The 18,403-nt window shown below is 41.3% G+C and carries 17 protein-coding genes and 1 other RNA gene; 5 read left to right on the top strand and 13 right to left on the bottom strand.

All coding sequences use genetic code 11. The annotated features are described in order from the left end of the window. Nucleotides 1-136 precede the first annotated feature (136 nt). Nucleotides 137-952, top strand: a complete 816-nt coding sequence (locus HMPREF9969_RS05555; RefSeq protein WP_009434878.1) for a hypothetical protein — start codon at nt 137-139, stop codon at nt 950-952. A gap of 215 nt (nt 953-1,167) precedes the next feature. Here HMPREF9969_RS05555 and ssrA read toward each other — a convergent pair. From ssrA to HMPREF9969_RS05585, 7 genes are all read right to left on the bottom strand, one after another. Continuing rightward, nucleotides 1,168-1,568: a transfer-messenger RNA gene (gene ssrA, locus HMPREF9969_RS12535) on the bottom strand. Between the two features lie 175 nt (nt 1,569-1,743). Then, nucleotides 1,744-3,105 carry a dipeptidase gene (locus tag HMPREF9969_RS05560; protein WP_009434790.1) on the bottom strand — a complete coding sequence of 454 codons (1,362 nt, stop codon included), beginning with the start codon at nt 3,103-3,105 and terminating at the stop codon, nt 1,744-1,746. 484 nt (nt 3,106-3,589) lie between these two features. Continuing rightward, on the bottom strand, nt 3,590-4,045 hold the full coding sequence (locus HMPREF9969_RS05565; protein WP_009434918.1) for a DUF6078 family protein: 456 nt from the start codon (nt 4,043-4,045) through the stop codon (nt 3,590-3,592). 67 nt (nt 4,046-4,112) lie between these two features. Continuing rightward, the gene (mfd, locus tag HMPREF9969_RS05570) at nt 4,113-7,649 is read right to left on the bottom strand and encodes a transcription-repair coupling factor (RefSeq protein ID WP_009434847.1); all 3,537 of its coding nucleotides are present in this window, start codon (nt 7,647-7,649) and stop codon (nt 4,113-4,115) included. Between the two features lie 186 nt (nt 7,650-7,835). Next, on the bottom strand, nt 7,836-8,855 hold the full coding sequence (locus HMPREF9969_RS05575; RefSeq protein ID WP_232212653.1) for an endopeptidase: 1,020 nt from the start codon (nt 8,853-8,855) through the stop codon (nt 7,836-7,838). A 39-nt stretch (nt 8,856-8,894) separates the two neighbouring features. Further along, nucleotides 8,895-9,350: a preQ(1) synthase gene (gene queF, locus HMPREF9969_RS05580; protein WP_009434927.1), complete on the bottom strand. Its 456-nt coding sequence runs from the start codon at nt 9,348-9,350 to the stop codon at nt 8,895-8,897. 665 nt (nt 9,351-10,015) lie between these two features. Continuing rightward, the gene (locus tag HMPREF9969_RS05585; protein WP_009434923.1) at nt 10,016-10,708 is read right to left on the bottom strand and encodes a queuosine precursor transporter; all 693 of its coding nucleotides are present in this window, start codon (nt 10,706-10,708) and stop codon (nt 10,016-10,018) included. Between the two features lie 163 nt (nt 10,709-10,871). On the opposite strand from HMPREF9969_RS05585, the gene HMPREF9969_RS05590 reads away from it, so the two are divergent. Continuing rightward, nucleotides 10,872-11,717 (top strand): TlpA family protein disulfide reductase, encoded by an 846-nt coding sequence (locus HMPREF9969_RS05590; protein WP_009434805.1) that lies wholly within the window; start codon nt 10,872-10,874, stop codon nt 11,715-11,717. Between the two features lie 46 nt (nt 11,718-11,763). Here the strand turns inward: HMPREF9969_RS05590 and HMPREF9969_RS05595 are convergent, their stop codons facing one another. Both HMPREF9969_RS05595 and HMPREF9969_RS05600 read right to left on the bottom strand, forming a co-directional pair. Further along, complete coding sequence (locus tag HMPREF9969_RS05595; protein ID WP_009434877.1) at nt 11,764-12,708, bottom strand: calcium/sodium antiporter; 945 nt, start codon at nt 12,706-12,708, stop codon at nt 11,764-11,766. A 371-nt stretch (nt 12,709-13,079) separates the two neighbouring features. After that, nucleotides 13,080-13,751, bottom strand: coding sequence for a Crp/Fnr family transcriptional regulator (locus HMPREF9969_RS05600; RefSeq protein WP_036895161.1), 672 nt, complete (start codon nt 13,749-13,751; stop codon nt 13,080-13,082). A 137-nt stretch (nt 13,752-13,888) separates the two neighbouring features. Here HMPREF9969_RS05600 and HMPREF9969_RS05605 point away from each other — a divergent pair, with 137 nt between their 5' ends. The 3 genes from HMPREF9969_RS05605 (at nt 13,889) to HMPREF9969_RS05615 (ending at nt 15,709) form a co-directional block, all read left to right on the top strand. Beyond that, nucleotides 13,889-14,413 carry a hemerythrin domain-containing protein gene (locus HMPREF9969_RS05605; protein ID WP_009434807.1) on the top strand — a complete coding sequence of 175 codons (525 nt, stop codon included), beginning with the start codon at nt 13,889-13,891 and terminating at the stop codon, nt 14,411-14,413. Between the two features lie 21 nt (nt 14,414-14,434). Continuing rightward, nucleotides 14,435-14,776 carry a DUF488 domain-containing protein gene (locus tag HMPREF9969_RS05610; protein ID WP_009434909.1) on the top strand — a complete coding sequence of 114 codons (342 nt, stop codon included), beginning with the start codon at nt 14,435-14,437 and terminating at the stop codon, nt 14,774-14,776. Nucleotides 14,777-15,301: 525 nt separating this feature from the next. Beyond that, nucleotides 15,302-15,709, top strand: coding sequence for an Hsp20/alpha crystallin family protein (locus HMPREF9969_RS05615; protein WP_009434902.1), 408 nt, complete (start codon nt 15,302-15,304; stop codon nt 15,707-15,709). Nucleotides 15,710-15,874: 165 nt separating this feature from the next. On the opposite strand, the gene HMPREF9969_RS05620 is transcribed toward HMPREF9969_RS05615, so the two are convergent. From HMPREF9969_RS05620 to yajC, 4 genes are read right to left on the bottom strand one after another with little or no spacing between them, the layout of a single operon-like run. Beyond that, complete coding sequence (locus tag HMPREF9969_RS05620) at nt 15,875-16,312, bottom strand: DUF5606 domain-containing protein (RefSeq protein WP_004382481.1); 438 nt, start codon at nt 16,310-16,312, stop codon at nt 15,875-15,877. 55 nt (nt 16,313-16,367) lie between these two features. Beyond that, on the bottom strand, nt 16,368-16,946 hold the full coding sequence (gene coaE, locus HMPREF9969_RS05625; protein ID WP_009434810.1) for a dephospho-CoA kinase: 579 nt from the start codon (nt 16,944-16,946) through the stop codon (nt 16,368-16,370). After that, on the bottom strand, nt 16,943-17,953 hold the full coding sequence (locus HMPREF9969_RS05630) for a CdaR family protein (RefSeq protein ID WP_009434883.1): 1,011 nt from the start codon (nt 17,951-17,953) through the stop codon (nt 16,943-16,945). Before HMPREF9969_RS05630 ends, coaE begins: the two co-directional genes overlap by 4 nt. Before the next feature lie 30 nt (nt 17,954-17,983). Next, complete coding sequence (yajC, locus tag HMPREF9969_RS05635; RefSeq protein ID WP_004382476.1) at nt 17,984-18,313, bottom strand: preprotein translocase subunit YajC; 330 nt, start codon at nt 18,311-18,313, stop codon at nt 17,984-17,986. Nucleotides 18,314-18,403 lie beyond the last annotated feature (90 nt).

An 18,403-nucleotide genomic window follows, 5' to 3' on the forward strand; every position in this document is an offset into this window, starting at 1 on the left:
TTTATTGCTATCTAAATGAAGGTGATTGCAAACTGCAATCTCGACTTGCAAAATTAGATAAAAAATTCCAAAAATCAACTGACAGACAATATTTTTTGCAATAATTGACTATCTTTGCAGCATAAAAACAACGTACATGAAGAATTTCTTTTTCCCTCTTTTAAGCCTCTCTCTACTGTTGCTTACGGCATGTTATAACCAAGCTTCAACAGGTGATCATGGGGCTATAGACATTGAAACTAGCCTGAAAGGTGATAGTACTCGGTATGGATTGGCATGTGATGGATGCTCTGATTCGGTTATCGTATTCCTACCTGATGAGGGTGGAGACCCTATAAAGTTTGATATTGTCACGGCTAAGCGAAATAATATGGTATATGGGGATATCCAGATAGGAGACAAACTGGCGATTCTCCCTAATCCGATTGATCCATACGAGGCTGCAATGGTTATCGATCTAGAACAGATGAAGGGAACTTGGACTTTTCAGGTTCTTCCTAAGTTGAAACCAAATCCGACAAAGACAGAAGACGAAATTCTTGCAGGGATGAGCGATTCTTTGAAGAAAGCACTCTTCATTCCTCGAGAATATGGATTCACACTCAAGAGTTATAATCAAGCCTCCCCCGTGGGATATATCATGAAGTCCAACTCTTTGGAAGATGAGAGTCCTGTAGAATACCCAAAAGTAACGGTTTATACAAGTTGGCATATTTTTAATGGTAAACTGTATATCTATAAAGATACATTGGATGAGCAAGGACATCGAATCCCACAAGACTCTGTTGGCTTTGATTCTGGCTCTATGCGTTATTTATCAGCTGATTCTATGGCTGCTCTCTTTGGTAAGAAAGTCATGCAATATCACCGAAAGAAGAGTGCTTTAGAGGCTAACAAAGAGGCACAAGAGGCTGAAGCGAAGGTGGCAAAGCAAGATACGATTAAGAAATAAGTAGGTATATTTATTTCAATGAGACTCTCCAAAGCTTCAAAATAATATGTTTAGGCTTGTTCTGAGAACCTATACACGTAGAAGGTAGGACACTCCTAATTGACGATATTTTTAGAATACCTATCAAGGGATAATAAAAAAGTAGGGGATTCATTGTATATGAATCCCCTACTCTGTATTACTTTCCTATAAGAAACTTCTCTTCTGAGAAGAAAATGTGGACCTGGTGGGAGTCGAACCCACGTCCGCACAAGGAAACCATACGCTTTCTACACGTTTATTCCAGCCTTCGGTTTTCGTATGTTGGCAAGACCTGAACCACCAACCAACATCTTATCCTCTAAATCTTCATCAGTGCATCGAGGCATACACTGACTATTTCCGATTGAACCTGCATCGCTTACTCTCTAGATTCGGAACAACATCCTCGGAGCGATGTCTCGTCCAACTATCTAATAGTCGGATAAAGCCAGTAACCTACTGTACTTCGGTTAGGCAGCGAGAGCGTAATTGTTTTCGCCAATTAATTGTTTGATAGCTGATATTAAGGAGCAAACTAACGACGCTCCGCGTGCTTACGTACCATTCCGTCTTGCCGTCAAATCCAAACAAGCCCATATGATAGTCGTGCAAAGGTAATGATAGTTTATGATAGTACCAAACTTTTTGTTATCCTTTTATCATTACTGCTTAACAAGTAGGGATATATGATTTGTTAGTCGGCAATAGCTGTCGCTTTAATGGTACGAACCATATATCCCTTCTTTGGATGTATTCTGTATGTTTCTTACTTATGCTTCCTTATCGTATTCGAGATGGAAGTTGATAATGGTCTCAATACCCTTCAACCAGAGGTCGACAGGCATATTCTCGTTTGGAGAGTGAATAGCATTTGACTCCAAACCGAAGCCCATCAGGACGCTCTTAGCACCGAGTAACTTCTCGAATGTTGAGATAATAGGAATAGAACCACCAATGCGAACAGGCAATGGACGCTTTCCGAATACCGCCTCAAAGCCACGTTCTGCTGCCTTATAAGCTGGGAAATCAATAGGACAAACGTACCCATAGCCACCATGATGCTTCTCAACCTTCACCGTAACGGTATCTGGAGCAACGCGATTGAAGTAATCTACCACTAATTGGCTAATCTTATTATGGTCTTGATGAGGTACTAAACGAGAAGAAATCTTTGCGTATGCCTTTGAAGGAATAACCGTCTTGGCACCATCGCCAGTATATCCACCCCAAATTCCACATACATCGAACGATGGACGATAGCCTGTGCGCTCAATCGTACTATAGCCTTTTTCACCGAATAGAGCCTTTACTCCGATAGATTTCTTATATTCTTCTTCGTTGAAAGGAATAGATGCAACGAGTTTACGCTCCTCATCCGAAGCCTCCTCAACGTCATCATAGAAGCCTGGAATACGTATCTTACCATCAGGACCGGTAACGTCAGCTATTAACTTACATAATACATTGATTGGATTAGCCACAGCACCTCCGAACGTACCAGAATGTAAATCGTGATCAGGACCAGTAACCTCTATCTGCCAATAAGACAAGCCACGCAAACCAGTTGTGATAGATGGTACATCAGGACTGATAATACCTGTATCAGAAACAAGAATCACGTCACAAGCTAGCAAATCCTTATGCTCTTCGATGAAAGGAGTAAGACTTCCTGAGCCGATTTCCTCCTCACCTTCGAAGATAAACTTCATATTATGCTTCAGTAAATCGTGCTTGTTCAGATACTCAAAAGCCTTTGCTTGCATGAACGATTGCCCTTTATCATCATCAGCACCACGTGCCCAAATGTGTCCATCTTTGATTACTGGCTCGAAAGGCTCCGTCTTCCAAAGCTCGAAAGGTTCGGCAGGCATTACATCATAATGTCCATAAACTAATACGGTTTTAGCCTTTGGATCAATCATTCTCTCTGCATATACCATAGGATTGCCCTTCGATGGCATCACCTCTGCCTTGTCAACTCCTGCTTGTAACAAAAGTTCCTTCCAACGTTCTGCACAGCGCACCATGTCTTCCTTATGAGCTGTTTGTGCACTCACGCTCGGTATGCGTATCAGACTGAATAACTCCTCGAGCATTCTGTCTTTATTCTCTTCTACATATTTCTTAATCATAGTCATTGATATTTAGAGATTTATTTTTCCATAGTTGTAACGCCACAAAAGCGAAAGTATCGCAAATATACAACTTTTTTTCAGAATGCAAGTAGAAAAGATGTTTTATCTCAAATATTCTATGGATATTGGGGGTTAAGTCAGTGGGGAAAGATGGTTAGTGCAGGAGCAAATGTCTATCAAGGATAACTATCTGTTATGAACAATTTTCTTTTTTACCATATATAATATAAGGTGTAAGTAGTGTGTTTTTTATAAATTGGATATTACGAATAATCAGTTTGATACCTATCGAATTACTATTTTGTATAATCGAATAATCAGTTTGATACCATTCAAACTGTTAGTTCGTATAGCCAAATAATTAGTTTGATACTATTCATACGTTGAATTTATTAGTAATTCTTACCTATAAAGCATATACTTTTGGGATAAAAACACAATACGTTTAGGATATAACGAGGGCATAAAAAAAGTGAAATCCTTATGGATTCCACTCGTAAGCATCAACAAATTCATCGAATTTCGGCTCTAAATTCGGACAAATAGCTTTGAAAACTTCTGCAATTTCAGCTTGTAAACTTTCTGAAATCAATTCATCTCCTTTCCTAACTTTGTAATAGTGATACCTTGTTGTAAAGCAATATTGTACCTCCTGTCGCATTAGTTTCAGCTTGCCAGCAGGGACTTCATCGTAAAAATGGCGCATTCCTTTAGCAAAATGTTTCAGCTTTGCTTCTGCAAACCACCGACAAGGCTTCGTTTCTGTACGAGTTTCTATATAGTACGGGGCTACTATTTCTATAAAATCACGATCGTTTTCTCTATGTTCTATCTTCATTGCCAACGCCCGTAGACATTGTTTTGCCAGTTTACACTGCTCGTTTGTGGCTATACAATATGTGTAATTGTATGGTACATCTGCTTTTTTTATTTCCATAATATATTGGTTTGTCATGAAATAAGTGTACTAATTAGATGGTATGCGGCTTTATTTTTGAATGAATCTATTGCTCTTTGTCAATCTCTCTCAATACTTTCACTGCCTGCTCAACACTCTTCACATCGCTAACTACCATAGATCGCTTGCCATTCTTCTCTTTCAAGTTACACTGGCGGGCGTGATAACCGATGTAGTTAAGTACCTTACCAAAGGCAGCACTTTGATAGTACATGCTGTTGGTATTGGAGACAAACTGCATCTGCATACGTTCTTGCTTGAGAATAATCTTCTCGCACCCCAATCGCTTGCCTATGCGTCGTAGCGCAACAACCTGCATCAACTCCTCACCTTGACGTGGAACAGGACCGAAACGGTCTATCAGACGTTGGCGATAAGCCTCTAAGTCCTCATCTTTCTCAATGTTATCTAATTCGCGATAAAGCAACATTCGCTCTGAACTACCAGGTACATAGTTGTCTGGGAAGTACATCTCTAAGTCGCTTTCAACGGCACAATCATCTATAAAGTCATCTCCCGTTATCTGCTTTCCTTCGTTCATTTCCTCCGCATAAAGGTCTTGGAACTCATCATTCTTTAGTTCGGTGACAGCCTGACTAAGTATCTTTTGATAGGTTTCATAGCCCAAATCCTCCATAAATCCACTCTGTTCCGAGCCCAGCAGATTACCCGCACCACGAATATCAAGGTCCTGCATAGCCAGATTAAAACCGCTCCCTAAGTCGGAGAAAGTCTCCAATGCCTCCAAACGACGGCGTGCTTCAGAGTTAAGCGCAGCCAATGGTGGAGCAAGAAGATAGCAGAATGCCTTCTTATTAGAGCGCCCCACACGACCACGCATCTGATGCAAGTCAGACAATCCGAACCGATGAGCCTCATTAATGATTATGGTGTTCGCATTAGAAATATCAATTCCATTCTCCACAATAGTGGTCGAGAGCAACACATCATAGTCGTAGTTCATGAATCCCATGATGATTTTTTCTAGTTCCTCAGGCTTCATCTGCCCATGTCCTATTGCCACACGACAGTCTGGGACATACTTCTTAATAAGATTGGCTATCTCTGGAAGATTACCAACGCGGTCGTTCACGAAGTAGACCTGACCATTGCGACTCATCTCGAAGTTAATCGCATCGGCAATTACCTCATGTGAGAACGAGGCGATCTCGGTCTGAATTGGATATCTATTGGGGGGTGGTGTGCGCATGATACTCATGTCACGTGCGCCCATCAAAGAGAACTGCAACGTTCGTGGAATAGGTGTTGCCGACATCGTGAGCGTATCTACATTCGTCTTCAACTGGCGTAACTTCTCCTTTGTAGTTACTCCGAACTTCTGTTCCTCATCAATGATAAGCAATCCTAAGTCGTGCCACTTTACAGTCTTACCAATCAGTTTATGCGTACCCACAAGGATGTTTATCTTCCCTTCGGCAAGGTCTTCTATCACCTGCTTCGTTTGCTTTGCACTGCGGGCACGGGATAGGTAATCCACCCGAACAGGCATATTCTTCAGTCGCTTCTTGAATGTTTGATAATGCTGAAATGCCAATACTGTGGTAGGTACTAATACCGCCACTTGCTTGTTATCTACGGCAGCTTTGAAGGCTGCACGTATAGCTACTTCGGTCTTACCAAAGCCCACATCGCCACAAACCAGTCGATCCATAGGGCGTGCACTCTCCATATCCTGCTTCAGTTCCTGCGTTGCCTTTAGCTGGTCGGGCGTATCTTCATATAAGAACGAAGCCTCCAATTCATGTTGCATAAACGAGTCGGGCGAGAAAGCGAAACCCTTTTCTCTGCGACGTTTAGCATATAGTTTGATAAGGTCACGGGCAAGATCTTTGATTCGTTTCTTCGCTCTCTCCTTCAGTCTGTCCCATGCTCCAGAGCCCAAGACAGATAGCAATGGAGGTTCACCAGAATTGCCTCTGCGATACTTACTAATCTTATAAAGGGAATGAATGGACACATCCACGATGTCATTATGCTGATAAACGAGTCGGATCACTTCCTGATATGAATCACCTGTAGGCACTCGGACAAGTCCAGCAAACTTACCGATACCAAAGTCAACATGCACAAGAAAGTCGCCAGGTTCCATCTCTTGCAGTTCTTTCATCGTCAGTGCCATCTTGCCTTGACGTGCTTTATCAGACTTGAGGTTATACTTATGGAATCTATCGAATATCTGATGATCTGTGAAGAAACATACTTTTAAGGTATTGTCAACGAATCCCTCGTGTATTGTTCGGTTAACGGGAGTGAATGGTAAAGCCCTAACTTTGCTTTCACCTTGGCTATTGGTAGTAGCTTCAACGACTGACAGATTCTCCGAATCGGGTGCCATATCCGAGTTAGATAACGATTCGAATATATCTTTGAGACGTATTGTTTGCTTCTCACTATCCGCAAAGATGTATAACTTGTAGCCCTGCAGAAGATAGTCACGGAGCGTCTTCGACAGCAGATCGAAGTTCTTATGAAATAGCGGTTGAGCGGTCGTATTGAATTGAATCGTTACATGCTGACCATCTGCTTTCTTGGCAGTCTCACTGATAGAATGGGTCACACCGAACTCTATGCGACGATAGTTTAGAGCCTCATTCATAAAGTGCGATGCCGTGATGAGTTGCCCTTCTTTACGGAACGCCTGCTCCAGTTCGTGCTGTTCCACCTCAGTCTTTCCCTCCCTCTGTGCCGTTAATGCCTGTGCAGTGAAGCCCTCTTTATAAATGTTTTCGATAGCATCACGCACATAAAGGAAGTCTTTGAACGCAAGGAAACTATCAGCTGGTAAGAAGTGAAGGAACGGCACTTTCTCTTCTGATAAAGTAGCCAGTTCGGGTACAACCTCTATGTGTTCTAACTTCTTACTTGATAACTGGCTCTCTACTTCAAAAGTGCGAATCGTCTCTATGTCATCGCCAAAGAAGTCGATACGATAGGGCAGTTCGCCAGAGTAGGAATAAACATCAATGATACTACCACGCACAGCGAATTGTCCGGGCTCATACACATAATCGGTTTCCGTGAAGCCAAATGAGCGCAAGGTCTTCTCTACCTCAACGATATCAATATGCTGATTGACAGAGAGCGATAGGTGTCGTTCATCTAACTGCCGCTTCGATACAACCAGTTCTGATAGTGCTGAAGGATCTGTGACAATGTAGAGTGGGAGCCTGTTAGCCGTCCCTTTCTCCGTAGCCAATGCCGATAAGCGTGTGAGCACCTCCGTGCGCAGGATTTCATTCCCAGCATCCCTCTGCCCATACTTGACTGCACGACGATAGGACGAGGGGAAGAAGAGCACTTCAGCCGTACTATCTTTGCTATCTTCAGGCATGACGATTGTCTTCAAATCATTATAGAAATAGCCAGCTTCTTCGCTATCATTAAGCACGATGACGACCGTTTTCTGCCATCGTTCGGCTATAGCAGCAAAGAGCATTGGAGCGGCTGATGCCACTAGTCCTTGCAAGAAGATGGCTCTCACTTGTTGGTCTTCTTGCACCTTCATTATCGCTCCCGCCTGTGGCAAGGTAGCATATATCTTTTGTATGTCTTGTATCTTCATCGCTTGTGCGTTGTGCCTGCAAAGTTACAAAAAAGTACAGATAGTAAGGCTTGAAATACGTATGGATTGAGTGAATGACTACTCTTCTCGATTTAAAGAGGGCGTTTCTTGATGGTGAGAAGAGCCTTTCATTGAAGTGAGAAGACGCCCTTCTCGATATGAGAAGGGCGTCTTGCCGTTGGGAGATTAATGATGAATATTATCCACAACTTGCAACAAGTCACGACCCCGTACATGCTTATTTGCAAATAGACGAATGATATTCTGGAAAGGAGCTGGCATGTGTGCAAAGTCGCTATTATCACAGTCAAAGACTGTACGCCTATTTACATTAAGCCATACACATACATCTCCTTGACCATAATGTTCAACGTCTTCGTCATGATCTATATATTCCTCTGGATGCTGGTGAATGAAAGCAACAATACTATCATTCGCCTCTTGGGACAACTTAAAACTAACATCAGTCTTAGAATCAAACCCACCCCCGTCTACACTCATCATCCGTGTCCGTGTGTTATATTCGAACTCATAGTTTGGAAGAGACCTTCCGTAACACGATAAATGACCATTGAGAACATAGTTTCGTTCCTTCATTAGATAAGACTTACGCAGGTTTAGGACTTCCTTCTGATGCCGCTTATATAATAAGGAGTCAGTAACAAAAAGGCTATAAGCCTTCATACCTCGACCTTCATCAAGCTTATTATCCGACCATGCAATCAGTACTCCCCATTGATCATAGAACTTCCATTGTGCTGAATCAGGGATTATCGGTGAATCACCAGTGAACCCTTGAGACTTCACCTTATCTACTATCATTCCCCTATCGCACACGAAGAACGAACACACCTGTGACGCATAACCATCTGTAATGATATGAGTCTTATCCTTATACCATACCGCCTTCGGTCCATCAATAGAGAACACAAACAAACCAACAACACCACAGACGAGAACGATAACACTCATAAGGATGATGACCAATACACCCAATATCTCATTATAGTTAAAGCTCTTTCGGATTACTTTCCCCATAGGATAAAACCATATAGGAAGGGTACCAAGCATGCCATAGTATAATAAGGTATCGAACAAGGGTTCCATCCGCAAATCTGCTGGTAGACATATATGTAATGCCCACCAACAGAAACTTAGTAGGATGTGAACCCAAAAGATGGAATATACAATCCGCTTAGTTGTCATAACAATCAACGTGTATTACCAACAAAGAGTGTATTTGCTTTATTCGTGCGTGATAAATCGTTGCTCGGCTAACTGCTCATACTTCGTACCCTTACGACCATAGTTAGCGTATGGATAGATACTGATTCCCCCACGAGGAGTGAAGATTCCTGTCACCTCAATATACTTTGGATCCATCAACTTGATGAGGTCCTTCATGATAATATTCACACAGTCTTCATGGAAATCACCATGATTACGGAAGCTAAAAAGATAGAGTTTAAGACTCTTACTCTCAACCATTCGCTCGTCAGGGACGTATGAGATACGTATCTCTGCAAAGTCGGGTTGTCCCGTAATAGGGCACAGACTCGTGAACTCAGGACAGTTGAAACGCACCCAATAGTCATTCTCTGGATGCTTGTTCATAAACGTCTCCAACACCTCTGGCGCATAATCCATTCTGTATTGGGTTGCAGAACCTAACGACTGCAAGCCCTCTTCGTTTCTTTCCATAATCGTTTATATTGTTTTACTTGCAAAGGTAATACATTGTTAGTAAATTGCAAACACCATCCCCATATATTACCTCTCTAACCAACATCTTATAGGCTTCGAGGTCCTCTCCCACCTGTTCCATTATCATTTACTCCACGTCTGCGAATCATTTCTCACGTGCTCTGCATCTTTTACAAACGTATAAAAAGTTTGTCTCATCGTGATGAGACATAAGTTTCATCATGATGAGACACAAGTTTCATCGTGATGAGACAAACAAAAAGTACGGAAGATAAAGACGTAAAACACATGAGAAAAGAAGAAGATACAAGGAAGAAACTGAGTGAAACTGTATTAGACAAGGAGCGCAAACGCACAACTAATAGGAACCGATATTGACCAATCCGAATAGCAAGCGGGGTTCTGGTTTGTTGTGCAACCTTACTCATAGTAAGCTCACTCGCATAAAGTTGCTCTGCATTAGATTAGATATTTACCGATGGTTGTCTTCTTATTTTGCCTCACAACACTATTCTTGCTTTGAGACAATATTAGGCACACTATCAGAACTTACAGAAGATTTGCATCCATGAGATACTACTACTCAAGCCTTACTTACATCGAGAAAGGGGATATGCCAACCGATTGGCACATCCCCTTTTAATTGTTTATTACCTTGTGCGCTACTGCAAAGAAAATATCTTCCAAATGCTGTAATTCACACCATTGTCATAGACATCTTCCCCTTCATGTTGCTTTAACTTCTTTACTACACGGATAGTGATTGGCAAAGCTATTACCTCGTAAAGCGTCTTTAAGACTACCTGCCAGAGCATTAGTTTTGGCAATTCTGGAGTTGGAACAACGCCACCCAATGCCAATGGGAAGAAGATGAGAGAGTCAAGGCTCTCGCCTGCAATGGTACTCAAGATGGCACGCCATGAGAAATGACGACCTCCATCACGTAGTTTCATCTTACTCATTACGTAGGCATTAGCGAATGAACCCACAATGAAAGCTATGAAAGAAGCCGCTGCCACACGTGGAGCAAGACCAAAGATAGCATGAAACCCAGCTTCGTTAGTCCAATACGGTGCACCCGGTATCCAATCACATAAAGCCCCCATAGATACAAAGAAGAAGTTCATTGCAAAGCCCGTCCATATCAACAGACGTGCTTTTTGGAACCCCCACACCTCACAAACACAGTCGTTGATGATGTAAGAGATTGGAAACACAATCAATCCACCCGTCAATGAGATACCTAATACAGAAATTTGCTTTGTCTCGAGCGTGTTTGCCGCAATAAGGCAAACGCAAAAGAGGATGCTGAAAAGCATAAACAGCACACTCACTTGTTGTTTACTTTTTATCATTGTCTTGTTTTGTTAAAGGGGGTTGAGCAAGTACCCCTATTCAATTAAGCGGCTGCAAAGGTACGCTTTTTATCTGAACTACCATAATAAGCCCTAAAAAAAAGCTAAATACACGTGGAGATAAGCATATTTTCATTACTTTTGTAACCATAATATAAACCAAATGAAAGATATGAAGAAAATCATTTTAATGACCATGTTGGCTGCTACAACACTTGCTGCTAATGCGCAAGATACAAAGCCATACGAGAGTAAGATGTCTCAGATTGAGACTGAATATAATAAGTTGAAAGCTGAATTTGAAGTCCTCAAACAGAAAGATCCATCTACATTTACTGATGCAGACAAGGCTAAGATTGGAGAAATCATGGCAAAGGCTGACTCACTAGATAGTGTTCAGTTGGCTACTGTACTAGAGATTGCAGAGAAGTTCAAGACTACTACTTTCCCTGCAAAATATATTGCGGAGGTGGCTGACGGACTAGAATATGCAGACTTGAAGAGGCTATGTGACCCATCAACGGGTTATTACAATGCGCCAGAGATGAAGAAAGCCAAAGATTTATATGAGATGTATAAGCTACGCGAACCAGGCTCTATGTATAAGGAGTTGGTAATGACCGACCTCAATGGTAAGCAAATGAAGCTAAGCGATTGGGCAGGTAAGGGTAAATATGTGTTCGTCGACTTCTGGGCTAGCTGGTGTGCACCTTGCCGCAAGGAGATGCCTAACGTTGTGGAGGCTTATAAGAGATATAAGGACAAGGGACTAGAGATTATTGGTGTTAGTTTCGATGACAACAAACTCAAATGGTCATCAGCTGTTGAGAAGCTCGGTATGACTTGGCCTCAGATGTCTGACCTTAAAGGCTGGCAGTCTGCTGCTGGTAAGGTTTATGGCATTCGTTCTATTCCTTCAAACATACTCCTCGATAAGGACGGCAAAATCATTGCAATGGATCTAAGAGGTGAAGCTTTGCAGACAGAATTAGCAAAGTTATTGAAGTAATATATATAATGTGTGTCAGATAGCCGCGCTATTTGACACACATTATTTAATAACACAACACGACCATATAGCCGATAAACACTATTGTAAGGACGACTCCTTCCCACCTTGCAATCTTATACTTCGTGAAGGAGAAAAGCCATACTAACAGCGTTGAGACCACCATCATTGAGAGGTCTAACATCGTTATACCTTGCAAGTGCATAGGAGTAATTACACCTGTAACGCCCAAGATAGCAAGAATATTAAACACATTCGAGCCTAAGACATTGCCAATAGCAATGCCACTATTGCCTTTGCGCGCAGAAACAACACTTGTTGCTAACTCTGGTAGGGAAGTTCCTCCAGCCACAATGGTTAGTCCGATGACTGCTTCCGACACACCGATATGCTCTGCCACCTTCGTTGCACCTTCCACAAAAAGGTTACTACCGCCTATCAGACAAGCTAATCCAACGATTATCCATACGATAGAAAGCCATGCTGCCATAGGTTTTTTCTTATCTTCAATGGACTCTGTCTTAGCAGTGGTATCATCGTCTTTCGTCTTAGCACCCTTCAAGGTGACATACATAAAGACAAGGAATAGCACAAAGAGGATGCCTGCATCCAACCTACTAATATTACCATCAAGACACATTATTAGTAATACAAGTGAGGCAAATAACGCAAAAGGTATATCCTTCCGAACGGTTGACTTCAAGATAGTCATAGGTGCTACCCATGCAGAGACACCAACTATCAACAGCGTATTAAAGATGTTCGAACCAACGATGTTACCTACAGCCAAGTCGGTAGTACCTTTGAGTGCAGACACAAGACTCACACAAAATTCAGGCATACTTGTGCCCATCGCAACTATTGTTAACCCTATCACAATCTGTGGCATCTTCATCTTTTCAGCCACTGCTACAGCCCCGTCAGTCAGCCGGTCGGCTCCCCATAAAACGAGCACAATGCCCACGAGGATAAATAAAACATTTAGTATCATATACTTCTTACTCTTTTGGCAGGCAAAGATACAAATAAAAAGCTATATGCCAAAATGTTAGTTCTGCATCAATTATGGGCTACTTACAATGCAGTTATTTGATAAATAGCCCTCATTTCATCCATTATTTGCTTCCAAGTTGCCCCTCTTCACAATATGAAAGAGACTAAGGTCTATGTGTAACAAGGCTATGCCTTGTTAGCCAAGAACAAAGGTAGCACAAATGAAGAGACGCTCTTCTTGACATGAAGAGAGCCTTTCCTTACAACAAGGAAACGCCCTTCTCAATTAGAGAAAAGCGTCTCCTTACTATCTCCCGTCAGGTACTCCCCCTCCTTGAGAGGAGCTGGAGGAAGTGCTAGATATACTCTTTAGCCAGCAAGCCCACGTCGATTAAGTATCTTAATAATCTTACCCTTAATCTCGATAGCACCCTCTTTCTCCAAATCGGAAAGCACACGCAGAAGAGAGAACTTCTGTATTCCGAATGAATCAGCAATCTCTTGACGTGAGCGTTCAAGGTGTATCTCATTACTACCCTGCTCTCCTGCACGCTCTAAAAGTAGGTAGGCAACCTTCTCACGGACGGTAAATAGACTAAGAATCTTCATCTTTTGCGTAAGGAAAACATCTATATTAGAAAGGATACGAATGAAATTCATGCGGATTGCATCATCGTTATCAATAAGTGACTTCAGGCTATCGGGCTTCATACGAAACAATTCCACACGCCCATCAGTCTCGACACTAACGGGTAGACTTCGGTCTTTAGAGAAGATAAATGCAGGCGCAACAAGATTACCACTTCTCAGTCGGCTCACCTCTACTTGCTTACCCGACAGGGCTGCCATACGACATATCAACACACCACTCACAATAATATCTACTGATCGACAAGGCATTCCTGCCAATGCATAAACATCATGCGGAGGTAGAGAAACCAACTGATGTGGAACGTTCCCCAGCGTTATTTCTATCTCAATATCACTCATCCCTGCAAAAAGCGGACAGGCACGAAGGGCTTTCATAACATTACTTTCCATGCCTGCAAAGATACAAAGAATACTCGTAATCTTATACTTTTAACGTGCTTTAACCCGATATGGTCACATTTGTTACTCCCCTCCTTCCGTTATTTTTAATACTTTTGCAAGCAAGAACAAGATAACAATTTAAAGATATGTCACAGGCACAATTCAAAACAAATATCCCTTTCGAAACATGGGATCTAGACTTACTTGTTGATTACGTATTGAAGTTTCATCATCGTAACACACGCAAATATGGTAATGAACTATTAGAGAGATTGAACCAATTAGCAGCTAATCACCCAGAATTAGATCGTGTTGTAGATCATTTCCGTAATAGTATTGCAGACTTAGACTTGCATTGCCAGAAAGAAGAGAACGTACTCTATCCTTTCATCATAGAGCTTTTCAATGCAGCAGAATTGGGTCAGGAGCACGCTCCATTCCACTGTGGTTCCATCCAATTCCCTATCAATGCAATGATGGCTGACCATAGTGATGAGATTGAACGACACGATCGCATTGCAGAACTGACTAATAACTACACAGCCCCAGAAGGTGCAGAACCTGAATATGTAAAGGCTTTAGCAGACTTAAAACAGTTCCGCAATTATCTCTTGGAACATATCTATGTGGAAAACGAAGTGATATTCCCGAGAGCATTAGCTATAGAATAAGGTTCTTAAAAAGAGTAGATTATGAAACTAAAACGTGTTTACTTGCCGGCAGAAGAAACCGATGGTTATCGAATACTCGTAGACCGATTGTGGCCAAGAGGCATTAGTAAAGAGAAAGCGAAGATTGACCTTTGGCTGAAAGAGGTTGCTCCGAGCAATGAATTACGTAAGTGGTTCGGGCATGACCCAGAGCGTTTCAACGAGTTTACCGAGCGTTACAAAGCAGAGTTACAAGCATCTGGCGCATTGGAGGAGTTACGTCAAGCCATCCAAGAACATCCTGATGTAACACTACTTTATGCTGCACATGACGAGCAACATAACAATGCTGTCGTCCTGCAGGAACTACTCGAAACGAAATAAATAAACACAGGAACAGATATTATTGTCTGCTCCTGCGTTGCTTTATACACGATCCTAATAGTGAATAAAGCAGTATCTTAACATTTAACGTATTAAAGGAAAGCACATAGCTCCCTGTTTACTTCATGTTTCTAGATTATGATTTCTTATGAAGATAGCATTTATTCCACTACAAAAACATAGTTTGTAAGGCTACAGAATAAATTACAAACTAACTTGGTTTACCAACATTTATACGAAACTGAAGTAAAAGTTGCAAGAAAAGAGAATACCTTTCTCACATAGGAATAGAACACCCATATATTATAAAAATAGATTAGCTTCACTCATATTTAGTTGTATCTCAATGTTAAAAGACCTCCATTAAAAGAGATTCACATTACAAAATAGAAAAGAATATATACTTGCAAGCCATAATGTCAGTATATGCAGTCATTTTGTCACACATAATCCCTTGGTATGCTCCTTGCATTATGGTCAGTACAAAAACGATAATAATAACATAAAGTAAAGGAGATAAAAGATATGTATAGAAATTCATGGTTACCAGAAGTTTTCAATGACTTTTTGAATACAGCAAATATGCCTAAGACAAATGCAACAGCACCAGCTATCAACGTACTGGAGTCTGAAAAAGAATACACTGTGGAGCTTGCAGCACCTGGACTAAGCAAGGAGGATTTCGATGTAAACATCAATAGTGATGGTGACTTAACCATTAAGATGGAGAAGAAAGCCGAGGAGCAAGAGAAGAAAGGTCATTACTTGCGTCGTGAGTTTGCTTACAGCAAGTATGAGCAGACACTGATTTTGCCTGATGATGTACAAAAAGAGCATATCGCAGCACGTGTTAATAATGGCGTATTGACGGTTGTTTTGCCTAAGATTCAGATACAAGAACAGAAGGTTGCAAGGCAGATTGCTGTAGACTAAAGATTTGAAAGACTTTGGGATAAAGTCTAGTTGTCTAGTTATTGATGAAAGAAGGATTATACTGAATTGAATAAATTGTGATGTTAAAAGCCCCAAGTACGCTTGTACTCGGGGCTTTTTCGTATTCTAACACTTAGCAGCTCTAAGCGTTTTATATGATTTCAATTACTTTCTGTCATCGATGTTATCACCCTCGGTAGGCTTCATATCCTCTTCAAAGTTGGTTTCTCCTGCCTTTACAAGGATCTCGTACCACTGAAGAAGTTTCTTGATATCGCTGTTGTGAACACGGTCACGATCGAAGTTAGGAAGCACCTCTCCAAAGTAAGCCTGTAGCTCCTTTGCAGATGCCTTACGCCAATTAAGGGAAGCAACTTTGCCATTCTCTTTATCACGCAACTTAGTCAATATTTCGCCCAATGGCACATCCTCGCTATCAGTGAACATTGCAATATCAGCAAGACTGGTTACTCTGTCGGTAGCAAAAGCTGGTTGACGCTTGTGCGTCTCATCGAGTGATTCAACGATAAGATTCGATTTACCACGGCTAACCAACTTATAGAGTCCTGGTTTGCCTGCAATTGAAAGAATTGTCTGTAACATTTTCTTATAAATTGTTTATTGTTAAATTATTCTGAATTAATAACTCTCTTTATTCTTAGGAATGGTTCTCTGTGGAAGATAGTTGTGTGAGCAGGGAGTCTATCTGCTGGTCTAATGATTGTATTCCATCATTGATAATTTCATAATCACTACGCTTCAAGACTTCTTCTTGCGGTAATTGTCGGTTTATCCAATCGAGAGTTTTCTCTCTGCTGATAGCATCCCTTTGCATAACACGTTGTATACGCACTTCTATCGGAGCAGTGACACATACCACCTTATCTATATGTGTGCGTTCGTAGAAATGACTATCAAAGAGAATGGCACTCTCTATCCACGACATTCCTGATTGTTCGAAATCACGTGCAACAGCAGGATGAATAATATTATTAACAGCCTGCACATGGGCATCATCACGAAGGAGATAATCGGCAAGAACAGCTTTCTGCAATACACCTTTTTTATAAACATGATCGCCAACTAACAGCTTTAGATTCTTTTGCAACTGAATCGAAGTGCGCATGAGTAGCTTAGCATGGGCATCACAATCGTATACCTTTATACCACGCATAGCTAATATTTGGCACACATAGGACTTACCACTACCAATACCACCTGTTATTGCAATAATCATCGCTGCTCAATTAAATAATCAACAGTATTGACCGACGGACGAACATTTCGAACCCCATTAGGAGTATTGAGGATATATAGGCGGCATTTGTCCGAATGGGTAGACTCTATATCCTTATAATTAACGACAATTCGGAAGTCTACGGGCAGTAATTCCTTTGTCTCTGCATTCTTCGGCATACTACGCATACGATAAGCACCAACGACAAAGCGAACCTTTACCTTACTTGGGAATGTGCGCATTACCTTGTCTTCTGGCATGTTGATAGCCTCTATTGGTACTTCTACGCTTTCTTCCGTAAGGACATCAGGGTAGAGTTTCATCTTCACTTTCGATGGTATGCACTTCGCATTCGTGAACTTCCGAAGATCAATCGTCATCTCCTTCACGTCGGTGAAATTGGTAATATACTGACGTTTTGTATAGACCGTTTGAATACTGTCCAATACATTCCTAGCGGCATAAACCTGTACACTATCGGGAACAAAGTCAACGTGTGCTAGATAATAATTCTTACCTGGCACTACCGTTCCTAACAAATGCACAGGAACCTTCTTATGTTGTCCGAAATTGAATGAAAACGAGAGTTTTCCACCTTTGACCGAGGTTATCTTCGAGCTTTTAGCCAACTGAAGATAAATTTGTTTTTGAAGATCTGCGACAGAAATATCGCCCCGGCTGTGCCCATCAGTATAGAGTCTATAGTCTGCATAAATGGGGCGGAAAGCATCCTCTGCACCATAAGCTGCTATCATATAGCCTTTATCGCGAACCGTAAAACGAACAACAGAATCAGGATCACTCGTAATAACAACATTACGAGGAACGTCTGCCATACGAAGTGGTATGCTAAACTCCCGCTCATAGGTTTCATTTAGCGTCATAATAAGCCAAAATCCACCACTTAATACAAGGAAGAACAAAAAAATCAGAAACTCCTTGTTGATGATTATCGACAAGAAGCTTCTGAAGAGATTGAGTGTATGCAGCGATTTGCCTATCTTCATCAAATAAATTACTCCTTTATGAGATCGTTTTTACTTTGACTGCCCCTGTTGTGAAGCCTGTACGCTAGCAAAGACGTAACCTTTATCTACGGTGATTACAACATTGTGTGCAATCTCTATGTCAACCTTATTAGTTGCCAAATCAATCTTCTTGACTGTACCATAGATACCACCACCAGTAACAACAGTGTCACCTGCTTTCAATGCATTCTGAAAAGCACGAATTTCTTTCTGTTTCTTCTGTTGTGGACGAATCATTAAGAACCACATGATGGCAAAGATTACTACCATCATGACTATCATCTGCCAACCACCACCACCTTGGGTAGGTTGTGCGGCTAAAAACATAGCTGTATTCATTTTATCTATTTATTACTTTTATTGTACTATTAAAAAAAGTTTATCTACATGAAGCCTACTTTTCCAAAGAAGAACTCCATACATAAAACA

It is taken from the genome of Prevotella sp. oral taxon 306 str. F0472 (assembly GCF_000257925.1).
Lineage (GTDB): Bacteria > Bacteroidota > Bacteroidia > Bacteroidales > Bacteroidaceae > Prevotella > Prevotella vespertina.